This window comes from Pseudomonas koreensis (genome assembly GCF_012986595.1).
GTDB lineage: Bacteria > Pseudomonadota > Gammaproteobacteria > Pseudomonadales > Pseudomonadaceae > Aquipseudomonas > Aquipseudomonas koreensis.
On record NZ_JAAQYM010000002.1, the window covers coordinates 640710 to 664285 of the forward strand.

26 protein-coding genes are annotated in these 23576 nt (G+C 59.8%); 17 read left to right on the forward strand and 9 right to left on the reverse strand.

Annotation, left to right across the window (positions count from 1 at the left end):
* Window positions 1-60 precede the first annotated feature (60 nt).
* From HBN98_RS08105 to HBN98_RS08135, 7 genes are all read left to right on the forward strand, one after another.
* Window positions 61-630 carry an Rnf-Nqr domain containing protein gene (locus HBN98_RS08105; protein WP_083368047.1) on the forward strand — a complete coding sequence of 190 codons (570 nt, stop codon included), beginning with the start codon at window positions 61-63 and terminating at the stop codon, window positions 628-630.
* Window positions 627-1847, forward strand: coding sequence for an electron transport complex subunit RsxB (gene rsxB / locus HBN98_RS08110; RefSeq protein ID WP_083368046.1), 1221 nt, complete (start codon window positions 627-629; stop codon window positions 1845-1847). Before HBN98_RS08105 ends, rsxB begins: the two co-directional genes overlap by 4 nt.
* The gene (locus tag HBN98_RS08115; protein ID WP_083368045.1) at window positions 1834-2817 is read left to right on the forward strand and encodes an RnfABCDGE type electron transport complex subunit D; all 984 of its coding nucleotides are present in this window, start codon (window positions 1834-1836) and stop codon (window positions 2815-2817) included. Before rsxB ends, HBN98_RS08115 begins: the two co-directional genes overlap by 14 nt.
* Window positions 2814-3419, forward strand: coding sequence for an RnfABCDGE type electron transport complex subunit G (locus tag HBN98_RS08120; protein ID WP_083368044.1), 606 nt, complete (start codon window positions 2814-2816; stop codon window positions 3417-3419). Before HBN98_RS08115 ends, HBN98_RS08120 begins: the two co-directional genes overlap by 4 nt.
* Window positions 3416-3997 carry an Rnf-Nqr domain containing protein gene (locus HBN98_RS08125; RefSeq protein ID WP_083368043.1) on the forward strand — a complete coding sequence of 194 codons (582 nt, stop codon included), beginning with the start codon at window positions 3416-3418 and terminating at the stop codon, window positions 3995-3997. The genes HBN98_RS08120 and HBN98_RS08125 overlap by 4 nt, the downstream gene beginning before the upstream one ends.
* Window positions 3994-4632: an endonuclease III gene (gene nth / locus HBN98_RS08130; RefSeq protein ID WP_064588993.1), complete on the forward strand. Its 639-nt coding sequence runs from the start codon at window positions 3994-3996 to the stop codon at window positions 4630-4632. Before HBN98_RS08125 ends, nth begins: the two co-directional genes overlap by 4 nt.
* A 107-nt stretch (window positions 4633-4739) precedes the next feature.
* Window positions 4740-4919 carry a PA3496 family putative envelope integrity protein gene (locus tag HBN98_RS08135; protein WP_064588994.1) on the forward strand — a complete coding sequence of 60 codons (180 nt, stop codon included), beginning with the start codon at window positions 4740-4742 and terminating at the stop codon, window positions 4917-4919.
* Between the two features lie 86 nt (window positions 4920-5005).
* Here HBN98_RS08135 and HBN98_RS08140 read toward each other — a convergent pair whose 3' ends face one another.
* On the reverse strand, window positions 5006-5632 hold the full coding sequence (locus HBN98_RS08140; RefSeq protein ID WP_064588995.1) for a response regulator transcription factor: 627 nt from the start codon (window positions 5630-5632) through the stop codon (window positions 5006-5008).
* Between the two features lie 456 nt (window positions 5633-6088).
* Here HBN98_RS08140 and HBN98_RS08145 point away from each other — a divergent pair, with 456 nt between their 5' ends.
* Window positions 6089-6781 (forward strand): hypothetical protein, encoded by a 693-nt coding sequence (locus tag HBN98_RS08145; protein ID WP_083368042.1) that lies wholly within the window; start codon window positions 6089-6091, stop codon window positions 6779-6781.
* A 121-nt stretch (window positions 6782-6902) separates the two neighbouring features.
* On the opposite strand, the gene HBN98_RS08150 is transcribed toward HBN98_RS08145, so the two are convergent.
* Together HBN98_RS08150 and HBN98_RS08155 are read right to left on the reverse strand one after the other, a co-directional pair.
* Window positions 6903-8120 carry an argininosuccinate synthase gene (locus tag HBN98_RS08150; protein WP_025112375.1) on the reverse strand — a complete coding sequence of 406 codons (1218 nt, stop codon included), beginning with the start codon at window positions 8118-8120 and terminating at the stop codon, window positions 6903-6905.
* Window positions 8121-8249: 129 nt separating this feature from the next.
* The gene (locus HBN98_RS08155; RefSeq protein WP_083368041.1) at window positions 8250-9158 is read right to left on the reverse strand and encodes a flagellar protein MotY; all 909 of its coding nucleotides are present in this window, start codon (window positions 9156-9158) and stop codon (window positions 8250-8252) included.
* A 160-nt stretch (window positions 9159-9318) separates the two neighbouring features.
* Here HBN98_RS08155 and pyrC point away from each other — a divergent pair, with 160 nt between their 5' ends.
* Both pyrC and rnt read left to right on the forward strand, forming a co-directional pair.
* A complete protein-coding gene (gene pyrC / locus HBN98_RS08160) occupies window positions 9319-10365 on the forward strand; it encodes a dihydroorotase (protein ID WP_047296199.1) in 1047 nt (348 codons plus the stop codon).
* Complete coding sequence (gene rnt / locus HBN98_RS08165; RefSeq protein WP_003227721.1) at window positions 10362-11039, forward strand: ribonuclease T; 678 nt, start codon at window positions 10362-10364, stop codon at window positions 11037-11039. The genes pyrC and rnt overlap by 4 nt, the downstream gene beginning before the upstream one ends.
* 74 nt (window positions 11040-11113) lie before the next feature.
* Here rnt and HBN98_RS08170 read toward each other — a convergent pair whose 3' ends face one another.
* The gene (locus tag HBN98_RS08170) at window positions 11114-11716 is read right to left on the reverse strand and encodes a peroxiredoxin (RefSeq protein ID WP_007963972.1); all 603 of its coding nucleotides are present in this window, start codon (window positions 11714-11716) and stop codon (window positions 11114-11116) included.
* Between the two features lie 312 nt (window positions 11717-12028).
* Here HBN98_RS08170 and HBN98_RS08175 point away from each other — a divergent pair, with 312 nt between their 5' ends.
* The gene (locus tag HBN98_RS08175; RefSeq protein WP_003227725.1) at window positions 12029-12247 is read left to right on the forward strand and encodes a bacterioferritin-associated ferredoxin; all 219 of its coding nucleotides are present in this window, start codon (window positions 12029-12031) and stop codon (window positions 12245-12247) included.
* A gap of 201 nt (window positions 12248-12448) precedes the next feature.
* Window positions 12449-12922, forward strand: coding sequence for a bacterioferritin (bfr, locus tag HBN98_RS08180; RefSeq protein ID WP_007963971.1), 474 nt, complete (start codon window positions 12449-12451; stop codon window positions 12920-12922).
* A 131-nt stretch (window positions 12923-13053) separates the two neighbouring features.
* On the opposite strand, the gene grxD is transcribed toward bfr, so the two are convergent.
* From grxD to HBN98_RS08195, 3 genes are all read right to left on the reverse strand, one after another.
* Window positions 13054-13395 carry a Grx4 family monothiol glutaredoxin gene (gene grxD / locus HBN98_RS08185; RefSeq protein WP_016773402.1) on the reverse strand — a complete coding sequence of 114 codons (342 nt, stop codon included), beginning with the start codon at window positions 13393-13395 and terminating at the stop codon, window positions 13054-13056.
* 97 nt (window positions 13396-13492) lie between these two features.
* Entirely contained in the window at window positions 13493-15598 is a 2106-nt protein-coding gene (locus tag HBN98_RS08190; protein ID WP_083368040.1) for a molybdopterin oxidoreductase family protein, read from the reverse strand.
* Between the two features lie 137 nt (window positions 15599-15735).
* Complete coding sequence (locus HBN98_RS08195; protein WP_064588999.1) at window positions 15736-16026, reverse strand: hypothetical protein; 291 nt, start codon at window positions 16024-16026, stop codon at window positions 15736-15738.
* 404 nt (window positions 16027-16430) lie between these two features.
* Here HBN98_RS08195 and argF point away from each other — a divergent pair, with 404 nt between their 5' ends.
* Window positions 16431-17351 (forward strand): ornithine carbamoyltransferase, encoded by a 921-nt coding sequence (gene argF, locus HBN98_RS08200; RefSeq protein WP_045123046.1) that lies wholly within the window; start codon window positions 16431-16433, stop codon window positions 17349-17351.
* Window positions 17348-18457 carry an ABC transporter ATP-binding protein gene (locus HBN98_RS08205; protein ID WP_083368039.1) on the forward strand — a complete coding sequence of 370 codons (1110 nt, stop codon included), beginning with the start codon at window positions 17348-17350 and terminating at the stop codon, window positions 18455-18457. Before argF ends, HBN98_RS08205 begins: the two co-directional genes overlap by 4 nt.
* A gap of 76 nt (window positions 18458-18533) precedes the next feature.
* On the opposite strand, the gene HBN98_RS08210 is transcribed toward HBN98_RS08205, so the two are convergent.
* Window positions 18534-19316, reverse strand: coding sequence for a PhzF family phenazine biosynthesis protein (locus tag HBN98_RS08210; RefSeq protein ID WP_083368038.1), 783 nt, complete (start codon window positions 19314-19316; stop codon window positions 18534-18536).
* Window positions 19317-19411: 95 nt separating this feature from the next.
* Entirely contained in the window at window positions 19412-19882 is a 471-nt protein-coding gene (gene ybaK / locus HBN98_RS08215; RefSeq protein ID WP_064589002.1) for a Cys-tRNA(Pro) deacylase, read from the reverse strand.
* A gap of 362 nt (window positions 19883-20244) precedes the next feature.
* Here ybaK and HBN98_RS08220 point away from each other — a divergent pair, with 362 nt between their 5' ends.
* The 3 genes from HBN98_RS08220 to HBN98_RS08230 all read left to right on the forward strand — a co-directional run bounded on the left by HBN98_RS08220 (window position 20245) and on the right by HBN98_RS08230 (window position 23528).
* A complete protein-coding gene (locus HBN98_RS08220) occupies window positions 20245-21096 on the forward strand; it encodes an MIP/aquaporin family protein (RefSeq protein ID WP_083368037.1) in 852 nt (283 codons plus the stop codon).
* Window positions 21097-21174: 78 nt separating this feature from the next.
* Window positions 21175-22677: a glycerol kinase GlpK gene (glpK, locus tag HBN98_RS08225; RefSeq protein WP_016986644.1), complete on the forward strand. Its 1503-nt coding sequence runs from the start codon at window positions 21175-21177 to the stop codon at window positions 22675-22677.
* Between the two features lie 95 nt (window positions 22678-22772).
* On the forward strand, window positions 22773-23528 hold the full coding sequence (locus HBN98_RS08230) for a DeoR/GlpR family transcriptional regulator (RefSeq protein WP_007916700.1): 756 nt from the start codon (window positions 22773-22775) through the stop codon (window positions 23526-23528).
* Window positions 23529-23576 lie beyond the last annotated feature (48 nt).

A 23576-nucleotide genomic window follows, 5' to 3' on the forward strand; every position in this document is an offset into this window, starting at 1 on the left:
CGCGGGTACCGGATAATGCCTAACCTAAGATGACACCCGCCCGTTGCTGCCGGCAGAACCATGACCGAACTTGCGCTTACGCTGATCAGTGCCGCCCTGCTCAACAACTTCGTGTTGCACTGGCCGCTGGGCGTCGACCCGTTGCTGGCCGGCAGTCGGCGCCAGGTGCATGCGTTGGGACTGGCGACGTCGTGCCTGATGCTGAGCGTCGGCGTCATCGGTCATGTGCTCTGGCACTGGCTGCTGGTGCCGCTGCAACTGCAGGCCCTGCACCTGTTCGCGTTCTTGCCGCTCAGCGTGCTGCTGATCGCACCGCTGCTGAAACTGCTGACACGTGCGCTGCCCGACTGGCCGTTCGACGGACTGTGGCCGTTGTTGCTGGGCAATGCCGGTGTGCTGGGGCTGGCCTTGATCAATGCGCAACATGATCGTGGCCTGTTGCAGGCAACGGCGCTGAGCATTGGCGCCGGGCTGGGTTTCTGGCTGGTGCTGAGCCTGTTCAGTGACTTGCGTGAACGCACGGCCGACAACGACATTCCCCTGCCCTTTCGCGGCTTGCCGATCGACCTGATCGGCGCCGGACTGATCGCAGTGATTTTTCTCGGATTCAGTGGACTGATCAAAACATGAGTCTGATTCAACTCATCGATGCCCTTCTGCCGCAGACCCAGTGCGGCAAATGCGGCCACCCCGGCTGCAAACCCTATGCGCAAGGCATCGTCGACGGCGAACCGATCAACAAGTGCCCGCCCGGAGGCGACGAGACCATCGCGGCCCTGGCTGAACTGCTGAAGGTGCCAGTGCTGGAGCTGGACGTCAGCCGTGGTTCGGCACCGCCACAAGTGGCGTACATCCGCGAAGCCGAGTGCATCGGCTGCACCAAGTGCATTCAGGCCTGCCCGATCGACGCCATTGTCGGGGCGGCGAAACTGATGCACACCGTGTTGATCGACGAATGCACCGGTTGCGACCTGTGCGTGGCGCCGTGCCCGGTGGATTGCATCGAGATGCATCCACTGCCGCTCGGCACCTTGCCGGTGGTCGGCGGCCTGGCGTCCAGCCTGGAGGAGCAACGCGCACGCACGGCCAAACGTGATCATGCGCGCCAGCGCTTCGAACGCCGCAACGCCCGCCTGCAACGCGAAGAGCAGCAGAAACAGGCGGAGCGCGAGGCCCGAGCGCAGCGGGCAGCGCAACCGGCGGTGGCAACCCTGGATCCGGTGCAGGCAGCCCTTGAGCGCGTGCGTGCGCAGAAAGCCGCGAGCTCTGACGCCGCGCTGAAAAAAGCCAAGATCGACGTCGCCATGAGCCGCGCGCAATTGCACAAATCGCTGAAAGCCTTCGGCCACCCACCGACGTTCGAGCAGCAGGCGCAACTGGTGGTGTTGCAACAGCAATTTGAAGCCGCCGAGCAGGCGCTGGCGAAACTCGAAAGCAGCGCCGCCACCGTTCCAGCCGCTGCGGCAGCGGCACCGGTTCCGGCGAAAGACGCGGACCTGAAACGGGCGAAAATCCAGTTGGCGATGCGCCGTGCCGAACTGAAAAAGGCCCAGACCGCCGAGGCGCCAGCGCAGCAGATCGCCTCACTGGAACAGGCCCTGCGTGACGCCGAGCAGGCCCTTCACGCTGCCGAAGCTGGCAGTGAGCAGCCGGTGCCTGACCTCGTGCGCGTGGAAAAACGTCCGATCGACAGCCAACTGCGCCAGTTGAAAACCGAACTGGCCTACGCCCGCGCCGACCTGAGCAAACTCGAACGCCGCGCCGACACGCCGAGCGAAGTCCTCGACAAGGCCCGCGCTCGTCTGCAGGACGCCGAGCGTCAGGTGCACGACCATGTCGCCCCGTGAAGCACCGGACGATCGCCTGCAACAGGCGATGAAGCTAGTGCTGCTCGCCGCGCTGCCGGGGTTGCTGGCGTTGTTCTGGCTGTACGGCTGGGGCGTGTTGATCAATCTGCTACTGGCGATAGCCACCGCGCTGCTGGTCGAGGCTGGCGTCACCCGCCTGCGCCGACTACCGCTGCAACCGACGCTGAGCGACGGCAGCGCGCTGGTCAGCGCCACCCTGCTGGCGGTGGCCCTGCCGCCCTATTGCCCGTGGTGGCTGACCGTCACGGCGGTTGCCTCGGGCCTGCTGCTCGGCAAGCACCTGTACGGCGGCATCGGCAAGAATCCGTTCAATCCGGCCATGCTTGGCTTTGCGCTGGCGATGGTGCTGTTTCCGCAACCGATGACGCACTGGCCGGCGCACGGCATGAATCTGTGGGCGAGCGTTGAGCAAATTTTCAATGTAGGCCAGGCGCCGGACGCCTGGGTGCAGGCCACGGCGCTGGACAGCTTGCGGATCAACAAAAGCCTGACCATGGATGAGCTGTTCGCCAGCAACCCGGCGTTCGGGCGTTTCGGCGGGCACGGCGTTGAGTGGGTCAATCTGGCGTTTCTCGCCGGAGGGCTGTTGCTGTTGCAACGTCGGGTGATTGGCTGGCAAGCACCGGTCGGCATGTTGGGCAGCCTGTTTGTCATCAGTCTGCTGTGCTGGAACGGTTCGGGCTCCGACTCCCACGGCTCGCCACTGTTCCATCTACTGAGCGGCGCAAGCATGCTCGGGGCGTTTTTCATCATCACCGAACCGGTGTCCGGCGCAAAAAGTCCGTTGGCCCGCTTGTTGTTCGGCGTCGGTGTCGGGCTGTTGACCTACTTGATCCGCACCTGGGGCGGCTACCCGGATGGCGTCGCGTTTGCGGTGTTGCTGATGAATCTCTGCGTGCCGGCGCTGGAGCGTTTCGCCGCATCGCGCCAGGCGCAGGTGACGCCATGAACCGCACTGCCTCAGTCATTACCCTGGTGCTGATCGCCGCGGTCGGTCTGGGCCTGACCTATTGGCTGCAGCGCAGCAGCGCGCCGCAGATTGCCGTCGAACAACGCCTGCTCGACAGTCGCCAGTTGCTGGATGTGCTCGCCACCGATGCCTACGACAATCAACCGCTGGAGCAGCCGCTGACGCTGGCTGACACCACGTTGAGCCACAGCACACTGCTGGGCGGTTACCGCGCAAGCAAAGCCGGGCAGCCGGTGGCGGTGTTGTTGCGCACTCAGACCGAGGGTTATGCCGGCGCCATCGAGTTGCTGGTTGCCATTGATGCCAACGGCCGACTGCTGGGTGTCAAAACCCTGCGGCAAAACGAAACGCCGGCGCTCGGCGGACACCTCGGCGACTGGCCGAATGCCTGGCTGGACACGTTTACCGGCACGTCGCGCAGCGCCCCCGATGACGCAGGCTGGGCACTGAAAAAGGATCGGGGACAATTCGATCAACTGGCGGGCGCGACCATCACCTCTCGCGCCACCGTCAATGCCATCCATGACGCCCTGCGCTACTTTGATCAGCATCGGGCAACCTTGCTGGGGATCGCACCATGAACCGGCCGACGAATCTGACCAATACGTTGTTGCTGACGTTGCTGCTGGGTACCAGCGCCACATTGGCTGGCGCGCTGGGCATGCTGTTGATGTCGAGCGTGGTTGTGGCGGTTTACGCAGTGTGCATCGGTCCGCTGCGCGTGCGACTGTCTGACCGTGGCGTGCTGCTCGCCAGCCTGTTGCTGGCCGCCACCCTGACCAGTTGCGCCAATATTCTCGCGCAGCGCTGGGCGTTGCAGTGGCATCAGGCAATCGGCATCTATTCCGGGCTGATCGCCTTGCAATGTGTGGCGCTGGAATACAATGGCTTCTTTCGTCAGGCACTGACCGAACGCCTGAAGTTTTTTGGCCTGTCGAGCGGGCTGCTCCTGACGCTTACCGTTGTGCGTGAGCTGTTCGGTCAGGGGCATCTGGGTCGTGGTCTGTCAGAACACTGGCAAGGTCTGGTCCTGTTCAACCAAGGGCTGCACCTGATTACCCTGGTTCCCAGCGCCTTCATACTGCTGGGACTGCTGCTGGCTGCCCGCCAGGCATTGACTCGCTCGAACGCTCTCTCCAAGGAAACACATCATCCATGAATGCTGCAAAACGCCTTGAGATTTTTCGCAGGCTGCATGAAGACAATCCCGAGCCGAAAACCGAACTGGCCTACTCCTCGCCCTTCGAACTGCTGATTGCGGTAATCCTATCGGCGCAGTCGACTGACGTTGGCGTGAACAAGGCCACGGCCAAACTTTTTCCGGTGGCCAATACTCCGGCAGCGATTCACGCCTTGGGTGTCGAAGGGCTGTCCGAATACATCAAGACCATCGGCCTCTACAACAGCAAAGCCAAGAACGTGATCGAGACCTGCCGCATGCTGGTCGAACTGCACAATGGCGAGGTCCCGCAAACCCGCGAAGCGCTGGAGGCACTGCCCGGTGTCGGCCGCAAGACCGCCAACGTGGTGCTCAATACCGCTTTTCGCCAGTTGACCATGGCGGTCGACACGCACATTTTCCGCGTCAGCAATCGCACCGGCATCGCTCCGGGTAAAAATGTGGTTGAAGTGGAAAAGAAGCTGATGAAGTTTGTACCTAAAGACTACCTGCTGGACTCTCACCACTGGTTGATTCTGCACGGTCGCTACGTGTGTCTCGCCCGCAAGCCGCGCTGTGGCAGCTGCCGGATTGAGGATTTGTGCGAGTACAAACACAAAACCTCGGACGATTGATTGGCTATTGCTTTTATTGATCCGTCGATTGAAAAAATCTTTTTTACCCGCAGCAGGAATATCGATATAAGGAGCGCCAAAGGCAGTCTTAGCCTGGAGTTCACCTTATGACTGAAAGCAAAGAACAACTGGATGTAGATGACGATTTCACCGCTGCGGAAACCGACGACGCTGAACCTGTGGTCGAAGTCGCCAAGACCAACCTGAGTAAACGCCGCACCATCGATAACCTGCTTGAGGAGCGCCGACTGCAAAAGCAATTGGCCGATTACGATTTTGATCTCTGACACTTAAAAGCCTCCCGAACCGGAGGCTTTTTACTTTCTGACGAATCTGGCACCCCACGCCCCACCGTCCAATGGCTGCAAGCCCATCAGACCAGGCCGTTGCGTTGTGCCAACTCGATCAGGTCCACCAGCGAGCGGGCATTGAGCTTCAACAGCAGACGGGTCTTGTATGTGCTGACTGTCTTGTTGCTGAGAAACATGCCATCGGCAATTTCCTTGTTGGTCTTGCCACGCGCCAGTTGCTGCAACACCATCATTTCCCGCCCGGAGAGGCGGTCCACCATATCGGACTCACTGGCATTACCGAGGCTGGTCCGTACGGTATGCAGGGCCTGGTTTGGAAAATAGCTGTAACCGGACAGCACGGCTTTGATCGCACTGAGCAACTCTGTCAGGTCCTGTTGCTTGCAGACATAGCCCGCCGCCCCCGATTGCATGCAGCGCATCGAAAAGTGGCCCGGTGCCTGTGAAGTCAACACCAGAACTTTCAATGGCATGGCCGTCGCGTTCAGCCGCGCAATAACTTCGAGGCCATCGAGTTTCGGTATTCCAATATCCAGAATGACGATATCCGGCATCTGATCCCGCGCAAGTTGTAACGCATCCACACCGTTATCCGTTTCGGCAATAACTTCGTAGCCATGACGTTCCATCAGCATACGCACAGCCAGACGAATGACGGGATGATCATCCACGATCAGCACTTTATTCATGGGCAAGTCCAGTTTCGCTGTTCGAATTTTTAGAGCACGCACAATAACGTAGTCATCTACTTGATGGCACATCAGAGCGATCTGGCACTTGCAGCGAAAGACATGCCCTACAAGCATTGAGGATTATTCCTACAAAAAAACGCTAGCCTGCTGCCGCAATCAAAAAAAACATTCACGCCCCTCGTACTTCCTGGAAATAAAATGTCGCAGAGTGTTTAAAAAACACACCTGAACTTCGCTCTGAAGCGCCCCGGAAAGGCTTGCGGCCCGATCTCAAACGGCCAACCGCCTCACTCCCTCAGACTCAAAACAACTTGCAGACTTGCAATCTGAAAACAACAAAAGTTCGTCATCATGAATTTACTTGCTATAAATATTCGCGCAACCTGCAAAACAACGTACATACAACAACTAACAACAGCCACTTACAACCATCAAAGACGATGAATAAATAACATGCTAAAACTCAAAAACAAAATCACCAACCCAATGACAGTGATTGCGATATTCGCCGTCATCTCCGAAACTTCCGCGGCTGTCTCTCTGCCCTTTCTTGCCAATAAGGAACGGGAAATCTATGTCTGGTTTCTGATCAGCTTTCCATTTTATTTACTGTTTCTTTTCTTTCTCACCCTGAACTTCAACTATCGCTCTTTGTATGCGCCTTCCGATTTCGACAAGGACAAGAACTTCCTCAAGGCTGGAAAAGCGAATACCGATAAACCTCCACCAGAGCATCAGGCGCAGCACAACGATCCCCCAACGGACGGCGGATACCCAGGCGTAGCTGAGACCCGTGATGATGTGTGCCGCCCGCATAACGTGGCCGACCCTCCAGACCCGGGTACCTTCGCTCACGTCATCTTTCAACACTTCATTCATTTGCCCGCCACCACCCGTGATCTGCACTTCGTCGATGCGCGGCAGATAAAGCTCAAAAGCGAGCTGGCCGGGATCCTGTTGCCCCCGGGCCCGCGGAACAAGAGAGCGATACGAATCATTGTGATGCTGTCCTGCCACACCACGAACGAGTTGCTCAAACGTCATGTGGCCAGGCAATTCAAACACGCTGGAAAAGGCACGATCACAACGCTCTGTATTATTTACAACGTGTGCTCGCAAGAACTGACGGTACTGCGAAGACGCTGACGCCAAAACGTTTCCGTGAGAATGCCCCGTGAAAACCGATAAGCCGTGTCAGCAAGACAATCAAAAAAAATGGCGGCCTGTTTGAAAACAGTGCCGCCATTTCTTTATGCGCCTGAAAGCATCAGAACAACTTGCGACCCTTGTTGGCCGCAATGCGCATGCGCAGCGCGTTGAGCTTGATGAAGCCCGCCGCGTCCGCCTGGTTGTAAGCACCGCCGTCTTCTTCGAAGGTCGCGATGTTGGCATCGAACAGCGAATCGTCGGACTTGCGGCCGGTCACGATCACGTTGCCCTTGTACAGTTTCAGGCGAACCACACCGTTCACGTTGACCTGCGAAGCGTCGATCATCTGTTGCAGCATCAAACGCTCCGGGCTCCACCAGTAGCCGGTGTAGATCAGGCTGGCGTACTTCGGCATCAGCTCGTCTTTGAGGTGAGCGACTTCGCGGTCCAGGGTGATCGACTCGATGGCGCGGTGAGCGCGCAGCATGATCGTGCCGCCCGGGGTTTCGTAGCAGCCACGGGACTTCATGCCGACGTAACGGTTTTCAACGATATCGAGACGGCCGATACCGTGAGCACCACCGATCTGGTTCAGTGTCGCCAGTACGGTGGCCGGAGTCATTTCGACGCCGTCCAGCGCAACGATGTCGCCGTTGCGGTAGGTCAGTTCCAGGTACTGCGGCTTGTCAGGCGCGTTCTCCGGGGAGACGGTCCAACGCCACATGTCTTCTTCGTGCTCGGTCCAGGTGTCTTCCAGCACGCCGCCTTCATAGGAGATGTGCAGCAGGTTGGCATCCATCGAGTACGGGGATTTTTTCTTGCCGTGACGCTCGATCGGGATCGCGTGCTTCTCGGCGTAGTCCATCAGCTTCTCGCGGGACAGCAGGTCCCACTCGCGCCATGGCGCAATCACTTTTACGCCCGGCTTGAGTGCATAGGCACCCAGTTCGAAACGCACCTGGTCGTTGCCCTTGCCGGTGGCGCCATGGGAAATGGCGTCAGCGCCGGTTTCGTTGGCGATTTCGATCAGGCGTTTGGCGATCAGCGGACGTGCGATGGAAGTACCCAGCAGGTACTCGCCTTCGTAAACGGTGTTGGCGCGGAACATCGGGAACACGAAATCGCGCACGAATTCTTCGCGCAGGTCATCGATGTAGATTTCTTTGACGCCCATGGCCTGAGCCTTGGCGCGGGCCGGCTCGACCTCTTCGCCTTGACCGAGATCAGCGGTGAAGGTCACCACTTCACAGTTATAAGTATCCTGCAGCCACTTGAGGATCACCGAAGTGTCCAGGCCGCCGGAATACGCCAGAACGACCTTGTTTACGTCCGCCATGCCATCACTCCACGGGGTTCTACGGAAAGCCGAGGAGTCTACCGCTCAAATGCGATAATTTACAGAGGCGCGACAGCTTAAGACGACAAAGCGACAGAATCTGTCGAGAGCGCGACGATGACCGGCGAGTCAGGAAGTCGCCGCAGTGCTGGCTGGCGTACTGGCCTGCGGCGCTGGCGCGGTGGTCGGCGCCACCCGCGCCAGTTTCACGCTGACCCGGCGGTTCTTCGCCCGGTTGGCCGCGTTGCTGTTCGGCACCAGTGGATATTGCTCACCATGGAAGCGCACGGTGATCTGCGACTCGGCGATGCCATTGGCCTTGAAGAAGTCGACCACGGCCAGCGCGCGACGGCGCGACAGTTCACGGTTGGTCAGACGATTGCCGCTGTTGTCGGAGTAGCCATCGAGTTCGATGTGATTGACCGTCGGATCGGCCTTCATGTACTCGAGCATCACTTGCAGCCTGGCCTTGGCGGCGGCGTCCAGATCGGTGCCTTCGCCCGGGAAGCCGACCTGCGACTGTTTCACCTGATCGAAATTCTGCGGCAGCAACTTCGCCACACAAGTCTGGTATTCGTTGAAAGCCTTGCTGAACTTGACCGGCAGCAAGCGCACTTCAGACACCCGGCCATCGCCGGATGCACGGCGTACCACCGGGCTGCGACCGTCGAGCAGACCGCTGATCAGCCCACCGGCCTGCGATTGCGAACTGTTGAACAGCACGTTGCCGGTGCCGATCCTGACGCTGCCCAGGTAGATGTCGTTGCGCCCCGGCTGCCACGGCGCGGCCGCCGCCAGCAGGGTCGCCGAACCGCCGCCGAGCATGGCGTTGTAGGCGTTCAGACGAAAAATCGCCTGCTCGCCAGCCTTGCGCACGAACTGGCCCGAGCCGAAATCGGTGATCGGCTGGGTCAGGCGGCACTCGAACTTGTCGCCCTCGACCGTCCACTCAATGTTCTCCAGACGTGTCTGGTAGGTGAGCGCCATCGCGGGGAGGCTGGCAAACACACTGAGCAAGGCTAAATATCGCTGGCGCACGGGAGGCTCCATTGGCTTCTGTAACACAAAGACCGATTCACACTATGTTTACGGCATACCTACGGGATATCGGAAGGTTCCCGCAAAACTTGATAGCGAGTGCCTGCAAGAGTCTTTTCCGGTAGCATTCCCCTCAGTTTGACCCGCCTGGAATCCCCTCATGTCCGACCGCCTGACCCTGCTGCGTCCCGACGACTGGCACATTCATCTTCGCGATGGTGCCGTGTTGACCAATACCGTTGCCGATGTTGCGCGCACCTTTGGCCGCGCCATCATCATGCCCAACCTGGTACCACCGGTGCGCAACGCCGCCGAAGCCGACGGCTATCGCCAGCGGATTCTCGCTGCCCGCCCGGCCGGCAGTCGCTTCGAACCGCTGATGGTGCTGTACCTCACCGACCGCACCCAGCCCGAAGAAATTCGTGAGGCCAAGGCCAGCGGTTTCGTGCACGCCGCCAAGCTGTACCCGGCCGGCGCCACCACCAACTCCGATTCCGGAGTGACCAGCATCGACAAGATCTTCCCGGCGCTGGAAGCCATGGCCGAAGTCGGCATGCCGCTGCTGATCCACGGCGAAGTCACCCGTGGCGATGTCGATGTCTTCGACCGCGAAAAGATTTTCATCGATGAGCACATGCGCCGTGTGGTCGAGCGTTTCCCGACGCTCAAAGTGGTGTTCGAACACATCACCACCGGCGACGCCGTGCAGTTCGTCAACGAGGCTTCGGCCAACGTCGGCGCAACCATCACCGCGCATCACCTGCTGTACAACCGCAACCACATGCTGGTGGGCGGGATCCGGCCGCACTTCTATTGCCTGCCGATCCTCAAGCGTAATACCCATCAGGAAGCCCTGCTCGACGCCGCCACCAGCGGCAGCGCGAAGTTCTTCCTCGGCACCGACTCGGCGCCGCACGCCCAGCACGCCAAGGAAGCCGCCTGCGGCTGCGCCGGCTGCTACACCGCGTACGCCGCCATCGAGCTGTATGCCGAAGCCTTCGAACAGCGCAACGCGCTGGACAAGCTCGAGGCGTTTGCCAGCCTCAACGGCCCGCGCTTCTACGGTCTGCCGGCCAACACCGATCGCATCACCCTGGTTCGCGAAGAATGGACCGCCCCGACCAGCCTGCCATTCGGCGAGCTGAACGTTATCCCGCTGCGCGCCGGTGAAAAACTGCGCTGGCGCCTGCTGGAGGAACACGCGTGAGTGAAGACCATTTCGACGACGAACTGGACGGTCAAGGTGGCGGCGGCGGTTCCCGTCATCCAATGGCAGCGCGTTTTCGCGGTTACCTGCCGGTTGTCGTCGACGTAGAGACCGGTGGCTTCAATTCGGCCACCGACGCTCTGCTGGAGATTGCCGCGACCACCATCGCCATGGATGAAAAGGGTTTCGTTTACCCGGACCACACCTACTTCTTCCGCGTTGAGCCGTTCGAAGGCGCCAACATCGAAGCGGCGGCGCTGGAGTTCACCGGGATCAAGCTCGATCACCCGCTGCGCATGGCCGTCAGCGAAGAAACCGCGCTGACCGACATCTTCCGCGGCGTGCGCAAGGCGCTGAAGGCCAACGGCTGCAAACGGGCGATCCTGGTCGGCCACAACAGCAGCTTCGACCTCGGCTTCCTGAATGCTGCCGTGGCGCGCCTGGACATGAAACGCAACCCGTTTCATCCGTTCTCCAGCTTCGACACCGCGACGCTGGCGGGCCTGGCTTACGGTCAAACCGTACTGGCCAAAGCCTGTCAGGCAGCCGACATCGACTTCGATGGCCGTGAAGCGCACTCGGCGCGTTACGACACCGAGAAGACTGCCGAGCTGTTCTGCGGCATCGTCAATCGCTGGAAGCAGATGGGCGGCTGGGAAGACTTCGACGACTGATCCTCGTCGGGTCAATCCTGCACATGAAAAAACCGGCCACGTGGGCCGGTTTTTTTGTACCTCGACGTTGCGCCTTACAGGGCAGCAGCGTTCTCGGTCAGGTAAGCCGCAACGCCTTCTGGCGAAGCGTTCATGCCTTTGTCGCCTTTTTTCCAGTTGGCAGGGCAGACTTCGCCGTGCTCTTCGTGGAATTGCAGAGCGTCAACCAGACGGATCAGCTCTTCCATGTTACGGCCCAGCGGCAGGTCGTTGATGATCTGCGAGCGGACAACACCCTTGTCGTCGATCAGGAACGCGCCACGGAAAGCCACGCCGCCTTCGGACTCAACGTCGTAGGCCTTGGCGATTTCGTGCTTCATGTCGGCAGCCATGGTGTATTTCACCTGGCCGATGCCGCCGTTGTTGACCGGGGTGTTGCGCCAGGCGTTGTGGGTGAAGTGCGAGTCGATCGACACAGCGACCACTTCCACATTACGTGCCTTGAAATCGGCCATGCGGTTGTCCAGAGCGATCAGCTCGGACGGGCAGACGAAGGTGAAGTCCAGTGGGTAGAAGAACACCAGGCCGTATTTGCCTTTGATGGCCGAGGACAGGGTGAAGCTGTCAACGATCTCGCCATTGCCGAGTACGGCCGGAACGGTGAAGTCAGGGGCTTGTTTGCCTACGAGTACGCTCATGGATATCTCCTGGTGAATAACTTGAAGTTCAGGGTCCGGGCCAGCCTGCCACCCTCAGACGACAGCCCTGTGACACGAACCCTCTTCGCAAGGGCCGACCATCATACACTGCGTTTTTCGCCTGTCCTTAACGGTTTTTGCCCAAGGCGGATAACGGACCGGCATTTTCGGGGCCAGGCAAATCGCCATTAACCACCGTTCGTCAGTGACCCGCATTTCGATCGAAAACCATTCAGAAAGCACTTTGACAATCATTCTCGTTAACATTAAGATCCATCGCAATTGAGTCACAACCAGCGACGGTTCTCACTTATGTATGTTTGTCTCTGCACTGGCGTCACCGACGGACAGATCCGCGAAGCGATCTATGAAGGTTGCTGCAGCTATAAAGAAGTCCGCCAGGCCACCGGCGTCGCCAGCCAATGCGGCAAATGTGCGTGCCTTGCCAAGGAAGTGGTTCGCGAAACCCTGACCAAGCTGCAAACCGCTCAGGCTGCGATCCCCTACCCTGTAGAATTTACAGCGGCGTAATCCCCCCCTATTTCAAAAAACCGGACATATGTCCGGTTTTTTTATGCCTGCAAATCAAGAGCTTAGGCGCTAGACGCGGAACACAAACATTCTTATTCAGATTTAATTTCATTTATTATTCAATAACTTAGGTTTGACACTTATAAGTACCAAGCTCAAACTCCGCCTTATATACAGCTATTACAGGGCAGGACTCCCATCATGAAAGGCGACATTACAGTCATCCAGCATCTCAACAAGATCCTTGCCAATGAACTGGTCGCGATCAATCAGTACTTCCTGCATGCACGCATGTATGAAGATTGGGGCCTGAACAAGCTGGGCAAGCACGAGTACCACGAGTCCATCGACGAGATGAAACACGCGGACAAGCTGATCAAGCGCATCCTGTTCCTCGAAGGCCTGCCGAACGTGCAGGACCTGGGCAAGCTGCACATCGGCGAGCACACGCGGGAAATGCTGGAATGCGACCTGCGCATCGAGAAAACCGGTCACGCTGACCTGAAAGCCGCCATCGCGCATTGCGAATCGGTGGGCGATTTCGGCAGCCGTGAACTGCTCGAAGACATTCTTGAATCCGAAGAAGAACATATCGACTGGCTGGAAACCCAACTGGGCCTGATCGATAAAGTCGGTCTTGAAAACTATCTGCAATCGCAGATGGGCGAAGAGTAAGTTAGCGCCCGCTAAACCCGAGACACTAAAAAGCCCCGCCCTCTTTCGAGGCGCGGGGCTTTTTATTGCCCGGATTTCAATCAAGGCTGAAATCCCTGTGGGAGCGAGCAAGCCCGCCCCCAAAGCCGGGATCAGGCTTCGGACTTGTTCGCAGCAGCCGCTTCGACAGCCGCCTTGATGGTGCTTTGCAGCGAACCGTCTGCAGCCATCTCGGTCATGATATCGCTGCCGCCGACCAGCTCACCGCCGACCCACAGTTGCGGGAAAGTCGGCCAGTTGGCGTACTTCGGCAGGTTGGCGCGGATTTCCGGGTTCTGCAGGATGTCCACGTACGCAAACTTTTCGCCACACGCCATCACAGCCTGCGCAGCTTTCGCGGAGAAGCCACACTGCGGGGCATTCGGCGAGCCTTTCATGTAAAGCAGAATGGTGTTGTTGGCAATCTGCTCTTTAATCGTTTCGATGATATCCATGGAGCACCTCGGCTGAACTTTCCGACTCATGGGTCGGCACGGTGGCGCATTGTAACGGAATCCCGAGCGCGCTGCTCGGTCTCCCCGACAGACATGCTCAAGCCGCCGCCACCGTCACCGGTACGCCATTGAGCGCCGCATTGCCCGACAACTCGTCGAGCTGGCATTCATCGGTCAGGTCGTTGGCACTCGACCCCGGCTGGCCGCTGGCAATCGTCATCTGCACCCCCGGCCGCGCATGCCCCCAACCGTGTGGCAGGCTGACCACGCCCTTCATCATGTCCAGACTGCCAAGCACCTCGACTTCAATCTGCCCGACCCGCGAACTGACGCGCACCCGTTGCCCATCGCTGAGCCCGCGACTGGCGAGGTCATCCGGGTGCATCAGCAACTGATGCCGTGGCTTGCCCTTCACCAGTCGATGGTAGTTGTGCATCCAGGAATTGTTGCTGCGCACATGTCGGCGGCCAATCATCAACAGCTCATCGGCGGCGGGCGCCTGCAGTGCCGCAAAGCGTGCGAGGTCCGCGAGAATCTCTGGCGGCGCGGCCTGCACATGCTGATTCGGCGTTTTCAGGCGCGATGCCAGATTGGGCTTCAACGCGCCCAGATCAATGCCATGCGGATGATCGAACAGCGTCGCCAACGAGAGTTTCTGCTCGGACGCATCCCCGTACAGGCCCATGCGCAGGCCCATGTCGATCATCTTCGAGGGCGGCATCGTCGGTTTCAGTTCCTTGCCGGTCTTTTCGGCAAAGGCCTTGGCCAGGCCGACGAAGATCTCCCAGTCGTGCAACGCGCCTTCGGGCTTGGCGAGTATCGCCCGATTGAAGCGGGTGACGTTGCGCACCGCGAACAGATTGAATGTGGTGTCGTAGTGATCGTTTTCCAGTGCCGAGGTCGACGGCAGGATCAGGTCGGCGTAACGCGTAGTCTCGTTGATGTACAGGTCGATGCTGACCATGAATTCCAGCCCGTCCAGCGCTTGCTCCAGTTGCCGTCCGTTCGGCGTCGACAGCACAGGGTTACCGGCCACGGTGATCAATGCGCGAATCTGCCCTTCGCCTTCGGTGAGCATCTCCTCGGCCAGCGCCGACACCGGCAGCTCGCCGCCGTACTCGGGGCGCCCGGACACCCGGCTCTGCCACTTGTTGAAATGCCCGCCCGAGGTCGATGCCACCAGATCCACCGCCGGCTCGGTGCACAACGCACCGCCTACCCGATCAAGGTTGCCGGTGACCAGGTTGATCAACTGCACCAGCCAGTGGCACAAGGTGCCGAATGCCTGGGTGGAAACACCCATGCGTCCGTAGCACACCGCGCTCGGCGCTGCGGCGAAATCCCGCGCCAGTTGGCGAATCTGCTCGGCTGGCACGGCGCACAATGGACTCATGGCCTCGGCGGTAAACGTCGCCACCGCCGCGCGCACCTCATCGAGGCCTTCGACCGGCAAGTGACTGCCACGCGTCAGGCCTTCACTGAACAGCGTATTGAGCAATCCGAACAGCAGCGCCGCGTCGCCGCCCGGGCGTACGAACAAGTGCTGATCGGCGATGGCCGCGGTTTCGCTGCGCCGTGGATCGACCACCACCACTTTGCCGCCGCGCGCCTGAATCGCCTTCAGGCGTTTCTCGACATCGGGCACGGTCATGATGCTGCCGTTGGACGCCAGCGGGTTACCGCCCAGAATCAGCATGAAATCGGTGTGATCGATGTCCGGGATCGGCAGTAACAAGCCGTGGCCGTACATCAGGTAACTGCTCAAGTGATGGGGCAACTGATCGACCGAGGTCGCGGAATAGCGGTTGCGCGTTTTCAACAGGCCGAGGAAGTAGTTGCTGTGGGTCATCAGCCCGTAATTGTGCACGCTCGGGTTGCCCTGATAGACCGCCACCGCGTTCTGCCCGTGACGCTCCTGAATCGCCGCCAGACGCTCGGCCACCAGCGCAAAGGCCTCGTCCCACGCGATCGGCAGCCATTCACTGCCAACCCGGCGCATCGGCTGGCGCAGGCGGTCGGGATCATTCTGGATGTCTTGCAGGGCCACGGCCTTGGGACAGATGTGTCCACGGCTGAACGTATCGAGGGCGTCGCCCTTGATCGAGGTGATCGCGACATTGCCATCGGTTTCAGTGGTTTCGATGGTCAGGCCGCAGATGGCTTCGCACAGGTGGCAGGCACGGTGGTGGAGAGTCTTGGTCATGGCCAGTCTCTGTCTTGTTCTGGGCAGGCAACGGTGATGCCTGCGGGAACAAAACTATGGCCCGTGCCCGGGAACGATGCCAGCGACGTTCGTCTTGTGAATCGACGGTTATCAGGCGAGCCGATAGCCCGCCACGTTCAATTGGACGGCAACTGCGGCGGTGGCTGCAGCTGGATTTCCTGAATGGTTTCGATCTGCTCGTGGGCGACGTGCACGCCGGTGAGTTCGCCGATCAGTCGCCAGTGTTCGTCGAGTCCGGCACTGATGGTAGCCATGCGATCGATCATGTGGCGGCCGGCGGTCTTGACCACGTCGTCTTCGCTACGCAGCAACTCGAAGGACATCGAAGTCACCGACGCGGTGAGATGAGTCAGTGAGCGAGCCGTGTGGCCCAGCAATTCCATTAACAGTTTTTCTTTCGATTCCATGCGGAGGCTTCCTGCGTCGCTCGAAACTTATTTATAACCCAGCACTTTGCTTTAGCAAATGTTTCAGCCTGCGTATCCGACCAAGCGAAACCACAACTGCACAGTCTCGAAGCGACCCGAGTGCCACTCTGCCCGCCACGCCGGATTGCCAAGCCCGCCGGGGCCAGTGTACAAAGAGGCTCGCTGCTGTCCTGAACCCGGCTTCAACTGCGTGACTGCCACCGGCGGTTCGCTCTGCGAATTCTGCAAAAACCGTAGCCTATTGGAAAAACGCGACATTTAGTGTCAATATCGCGCCTCCCCCTATTTCGTCGCCCCGTGCGGCTTACGCCGCAGGTCTCGCCCGTTGTTCCGTTAAACAAGGCTTTGAGCATCTGCGGTTTGTAGCAAAAAGGTAGTCAATGATGAGCGCAAGGCACTTTCTCTCCCTGATGGATTGCACGCCCGAAGAGCTGGTCAGCGTGATCCGTCGAGGCGTTGAGCTCAAGGACCTGCGTAACCGCGGCGTACTGTTCGAGCCTCTGAAAAACCGCGTCCTGGGGATGATCTTCGAGAAATCCTCGACCCGTACCCGGATCTCTTTCGAGGCCGGCATGATCCAGCTCGGTGGCCAGGCAATCTTCCTGTCGCCGCGTGACACCCAGCTGGGTCGTGGCGAGCCGATCGGCGACTGCGCCATTGTCATGTCGAGCATGCTCGATGCGGTGATGATCCGTACCTTTGCCCACAGCACCCTGACCGAATTCGCCGCCAACTCGCGCGTGCCCGTGATCAACGGCCTGTCCGATGACCTGCACCCGTGCCAGTTGCTGGCCGACATGCAAACCTTCCTTGAGCACCGTGGCTCGATCCAGGGCAAGACCGTGGCCTGGATCGGCGACGGCAACAACATGTGCAACAGCTATATAGAAGCGGCGATCCAGTTCGACTTCCAGTTGCGCGTTGCCTGCCCGGAAGGTTACGAGCCGAATCCTGAATTCGTGGCCAAGGCCGGTGATCGTGTGACCATCGTCCGCGATCCGCAGGACGCTGTGCGCGGCGCGCATCTGGTCAGCACCGACGTCTGGACCTCGATGGGCCAGGAAGAAGAGACCGCCAAGCGTCTGAAGCTGTTCGCGCCATTCCAGGTGAATCGCGCCCTGCTCGACCTGGCGGCCGAAGACGTGCTGTTCATGCATTGCCTGCCTGCCCACCGCGGCGAAGAAATCAGCCTCGACCTGCTCGATGACCCGCGCTCCGTCGCTTGGGATCAGGCAGAAAACCGTCTCCACGCACAGAAGGCCCTGCTCGAGTTCCTCGTCGAACCGGCATATCACCACGCATGAGCCATGAATTACTGCTGAACCTGCGCAACCTCGCTTGCGGCTACCAAGATCAACGTGTGGTGCAGAACCTCAATCTGCACCTCAACGCCGGTGACATCGGCTGCCTGCTCGGTTCTTCCGGCTGCGGCAAGACCACCACCCTGCGCGCCATTGCCGGTTTCGAACCGGTGCACGAAGGGGAAATCACCCTCGGCGGCGAGACCATTTCCAGCGCCGGCTTCACCCTGGCCCCGGAGAAACGCCGGATCGGCATGGTGTTCCAGGATTACGCGCTGTTCCCGCACATGAGCGTCGCGGACAACATCGCCTTCGGTATCCGCAAGCACCCGAACAAGGAGCGCGTTACCGAAGAACTGCTGGAACTGGTCAACTTGAAGAACCTCGGCAAGCGTTTCCCGCACGAGTTGTCCGGCGGCCAGCAACAGCGTGTCGCCCTCGCCCGCGCTTTGGCACCGGAGCCGCAATTGCTGCTGCTCGACGAGCCGTTCTCCAACCTCGACGGCGAGTTGCGCCGCAAGCTCAGCCACGAAGTGCGGGACATCCTCAAGGCCCGTGGCACCAGTGCGATTCTGGTGACCCACGATCAGGAAGAAGCCTTCGCCGTGAGTGATCACGTTGGCGTGTTCAAGGAAGGCCGGCTGGAGCAGTGGGACACGCCCTACAACCTCTACCACGAGCCGGCGACGCCATTTGTCGCCAGTTTTATTGGTCAGGGCTATTTCATTCGCGGCCAGCTCGGCAGCCCGGAATCGGTGCAGACCGAACTCGGCGAACTGCGCGGCAACCGGGCCTACACCTGGCCGGTGGGCGGTGCGGTGGACGTGTTGCTGCGTCCGGATGACATCGTTTATGCGCCAGACAGCGCGTTGAAAGCCCGGATCGTCGGCAAGACCTTCCTTGGCGCGTCAACCCTGTATCGCCTGCAGTTGCCGACGGGTGCGCAGCTGGAATCGATCTTCCCCAGTCATGCTGATCATCAGGTGGGGGCGGAGGTGGGAATTCGCGTTGCCGCTGAACACCTCGTCCTGTTCCAGGCTTCGGGCAGCACCGCTGCGCAAATCCCGGCGGTGGAAAACGGCGTCCGCCGCTTCAGCACCGCCCTCTAAGATCAAAAGATCGCAGCCTGCGGCAGCTCCTACAGGGATCAATGTAGGAGCTGCCGCAGGCTGCGATGTTTTGACTTTAAGCCAGCAGCAACCTACCGCTCGCAACCAGCGTGGCATTCCCGCCAATCTTCACCCGCTCACCTTCCATCCGGCAGAACAACTCCCCGCCCCGCGCCGAACGCTGGCACGCAGTCAAACTGGATTTGCCCAGACGTTTCGACCAATACGGAATCAGGCTGCAATGCGTAGAACCGGTGACCGGGTCTTCATTGATGCCAATCGCCGGGGCGAAATAGCGCGAGACGAAATCATGCTGATGACCGCGCGCCGTCACGATGGCGCCGAGCCATGGCAGTTTCGCCAGCGCGACCATGTCCGGTTTGCAGTCGAGCACCGCTTGCTCCGACTCCAGCACCACAAACAGCTCGTTGGAACCAAGCACATCCACCGCCTCGACGCCCAGCGCGCGCTCGACATCCAGCGTCACGCCAATCTCTGACGGCACGATCGACGGGAAATCCAGCCACAGACGATCACCCTCGCGACTGACGCTCAGCGGCCCGGACTTGCAGACGAAGTCCAGCCGCTCGGCGTTTTCCTTATAGATTTCGAACAACACATAGGCGCTGGCCAGCGTCGCATGCCCGCACAGCGGCACTTCGGTGGTCGGGGTGAACCAGCGAATGTGCCACGCCGCGCCTTCGCGCACCACGAAGGCGGTTTCCGCCAGATTGTGCTCGGCGGCGATCTTCTGCATCAACTCGTCCGCGAGCCATGCGTCCAGTCGATAAACCATTGCCGGATTGCCACTGAATGGCCGATCACTGAACGCGTCGACCTGATGAAACTCGAGCTGCATAGCCTTCTCCCTGAGTCAGTTGGCAGAGCATGCGGCCACACGGCGCTGAGCACCAGTGACAGAACCGACCCATTTTCTTCATACAGCGTGCAGCGTCAGGCGCGACCGATGTCGGCGAATTTGGCTTGGGTATGTTCGGCCAGCACTGCCGGCGCCAGTTCGACTTCCAGACCACGGCGGCCGGCACTGACATAAATGGTCGTAAAGCTCTGAGCCGAGTGATCAATGAAGGTGCGCAGGCGCTTCTTCTGACCCAAAGGGCTGATGCCGCCCAGCAGGTAACCGGTGGAACGCTGAGCAGCGGCCGGGTCAGCCATTTCGACTTTCTTCACACCTGCCGCGTGTGCCAGGCCCTTGAGGTCAAGGCTTCCGACGACCGGCACTACAGCCACCAACAATTCGCCTTTTTCGCTGGCGGCCAGCAGCGTCTTGAACACCTGCGCCGGCGCCAGTGCCAGTTTTTCCGCGGCCTCCAGCCCGTAGGAGGCCGCCTTGGGATCATGTTCGTAACTGTGCACGCGATGTTCGGCACGAACTTTTTTCAACAAGTCCAACGCGGGGGTCATGGCAGCTCCAGGCTCGGCATCAACAGAAAAATCCTGCCCCGGATTCTAGGCCATCACCTGACAAAAGGCTCTAGCGCAAGCCCCGTTTTCCGGGCTTTGCAGGCGAAACGCCGGACTATCGCCGCAGTCACCCGCAGGATCATTCAGCAAGCTGATAGTTGAATTGTGACCGACGGTTCACTTTCGACCTTTGACAGGTTTGTTTCTTGTCTATATTTTTTCGAATCTGAATAATGTAAGAATTATGGTCACCGCAGCACCCAGCAGTAAACCGGGAACAGGATGGGGATCCTGCCTCGGTGAAAATCGCGCCTTGCCCTGTCGGCAAACGCGCCAGACAACAACAAAAATCGAGGTTTTCAATGACAACTGCTTTACAGCAACCATCGCTATCGAGCCAATGCATGGCCGAGTTTCTGGGTACTGCACTGCTGATCTTTTTCGGCACCGGTTGTGTCGCCGCGCTCAAGGTCGCGGGCGCCAGCTTCGGCCTGTGGGAAATCAGCATCATCTGGGGCGTCGGCGTGAGCATGGCGATCTACCTGACCGCCGGCGTTTCCGGCGCGCACCTGAATCCCGCCGTGAGTATCGCCCTGAGCATTTTCGCTGACTTCGAAAAGCGCAAACTGCCGTTCTACATTCTGTCGCAGATCGCCGGCGCGTTCTGCGGCGCGCTGTTGGTTTACACGCTGTACAGCAATCTGTTCTTCGATTACGAACAAACCCACCACATGGTGCGTGGCACGGCGGCAAGCCTTGAACTGGCGTCGGTGTTCTCGACCTTCCCGAACCCGGTGCTGTCCACCGCCCAGGCGTTCCTGGTCGAGGTGATCATCACCGCGATTCTGATGGGCGTGATCATGTCCCTGACCGACGACAACAACGGCCTGCCGAAAGGCCCGCTGGCACCGCTGCTGATCGGTTTGCTGATCGCGGTGATCGGCAGCTCGATGGGCCCGCTGACCGGTTTCGCGATGAACCCGGCCCGTGACTTCGGTCCGAAACTGATGACTTTCTTCGCTGGCTGGGGTGAAATTTCGGTCACTGGCGGTCGCGATATTCCGTACTTCCTGATTCCGATTTTTGCACCGATTGTCGGTGCCTGCCTCGGCGCTGCCGGGTATCGCGGGCTCATCGCCCGTCACCTGACCGGCGCCACACCTGCTACAAAGGATGCAGAACCGGCCATTGACGGCAAACCAAGAACTTCTTGAAACAGTCGGCGCGGGCTCCTGCCCATTTAGAGCCCGCGCCCCGGCCCACTCTCCCTTATTTCGTCCAAGGCAATCGACATGACCGACATTCAGAATAAGAACTACATCATTGCCCTCGATCAGGGTACGACCAGCTCCCGCGCGATCATTTTCGACCGCGACGCGAACGTGGTCTGCACCGCCCAGCGCGAATTCGCTCAGCACTACCCGCAAGCCGGCTGGGTCGAACACGACCCGATGGAAATCTTCGCCACCCAGAGCGCGGTGATGGTTGAAGCACTGGCCCAGGCCGGTCTGCATCACGACCAGGTGGCGGCCATCGGCATCACCAACCAGCGTGAAACCACCGTGGTCTGGGACAAGACCACCGGTCGTCCGGTGTACAACGCCATCGTCTGGCAGTGCCGCCGCAGCACCGAGATCTGCCAGCAGCTCAAGCGCGATGGCCACGAAGACTACATCCGCGACAACACCGGCCTGGTCACCGATCCGTACTTCTCCGGCACCAAGCTGAAGTGGATCCTCGACAACGTCGAAGGCAGCCGCGAACGTGCGCGCAACGGCGAACTGTTGTTCGGCACCGTCGATAGCTGGCTGATCTGGAAATTCACCGGCGGCAAGGTGCACGTCACCGACTACACCAACGCCTCGCGCACCATGCTCTTCAATATCCACTCGCTGGAGTGGGACTCGAAGATGCTGGAAATCCTCGACATCCCGCGCGAGATGCTCCCGGAAGTGAAGGCTTCTTCGGAAATCTACGGCCGCACCAAGAGCGGCATCGCCATCGGCGGTATCGCCGGTGACCAGCAAGCTGCACTGTTCGGCCAGATGTGCGTCGAGCCGGGCCAGGCGAAAAACACCTACGGCACCGGTTGCTTCCTGCTGATGAACACCGGCGACAAAGCGGTGAAATCCCAGCACGGCATGCTCACCACCATCGCTTGCGGCCCGCGTGGCGAAGTGGCTTACGCCCTGGAAGGCGCGGTGTTCAACGGCGGTTCGACCGTGCAGTGGCTGCGCGATGAACTGAAGATCATCAACGACGCCCACGACACCGAATACTTCGCCAATAAAGTGAAGGACAGCAACGGCGTGTACCTGGTACCGGCGTTCACCGGCCTGGGCGCTCCGTACTGGGACCCGTATGCCCGTGGCGCGCTGTTCGGCCTGACCCGCGGCGTTCGCGTGGATCACATCATCCGTGCCGCACTGGAATCGATCGCCTACCAGACCCGCGACGTCCTCGACGCCATGCAACAGGACTCCGGCGAACGCCTCAAGGCCCTGCGCGTGGACGGCGGCGCGGTGGCGAACAACTTCCTGATGCAGTTCCAGGCCGACATCCTCGGTACGCAGGTCGAGCGCCCGCAAATGCGCGAAACCACGGCACTCGGTGCAGCATACCTGGCCGGTCTGGCGTGCGGTTTCTGGGGCAGCCTGGACGAACTGCGCGGCAAGGCCGTGATCGAGCGTGAGTTCGAACCGAGCCTGGACGAAGTGGAGAAAGAGAAGCTGTACAAAGGCTGGAAAAAAGCGGTCAGCCGTACCCGTGACTGGGCACGTGAAGACGCTGAATAAGCCAACCTGCAGATCCAGATAGGCATCTAACTGGTAGGGAGGAGATTCCTGCGGCATCATGGGCAAATTTTGCACGGCAGCCCAAAGGACGCCCCATGAATCTGCCTCCCCGTCAGCAACAAATCCTCGAGCTGGTCCGCGAACGCGGCTATGTGAGCATCGAGGAAATGGCCACGCTGTTCGTTGTTACCCCGCAAACCATCCGCCGCGACATCAATCAGCTCGCGGAAGCCAATCTGTTGCGTCGCTACCATGGCGGCGCGGCCTACGATTCCAGCGTCGAAAACACTGCCTATGCGATGCGCGCCGACCAGATGCGCGACGAAAAACAACGCATCGGTGAAGCCATCGCCGCGCAGATCCCCGATCACGCCTCGCTGTTCATCAATATCGGTACGACTACCGAGTCGATTGCCCGCGCCCTGCTCAACCACAATCACCTGAAGATCATCACCAACAACCTGCACGTCGCCTCGATGCTCAGCGCCAAGGATGATTTCGATGTGCTGCTGACCGGCGGCAATGTACGCCGTGACGGCGGCGTGGTGGGTCAGGCGAGCGTGGACTTCATCAATCAGTTCAAGGTGGATTTTGCACTGGTGGGGATTAGCGGGATTGACGAGGACGGAAGCCTGCTCGACTTCGACTATCAGGAAGTGCGCGTTTCCCAGGCGATCATTGCCAATGCGCGGCAGGTGATTCTGGCGGCGGATTCGAGCAAGTTCGGGCGTAACGCGATGATCCGCCTCGGCCCGATCAGCCTGATCGATTGCCTGGTCACCGACCAGCAGCCGGTACCGGCATTGGCGCAGTTGTTGAGTCAGCACAAGATTCGCCTGGAAGTCGTTTAAACCCTACTTGGCGCAGCTCCCCTGTGGCGAGGGAGCTTGCTCCCGCTG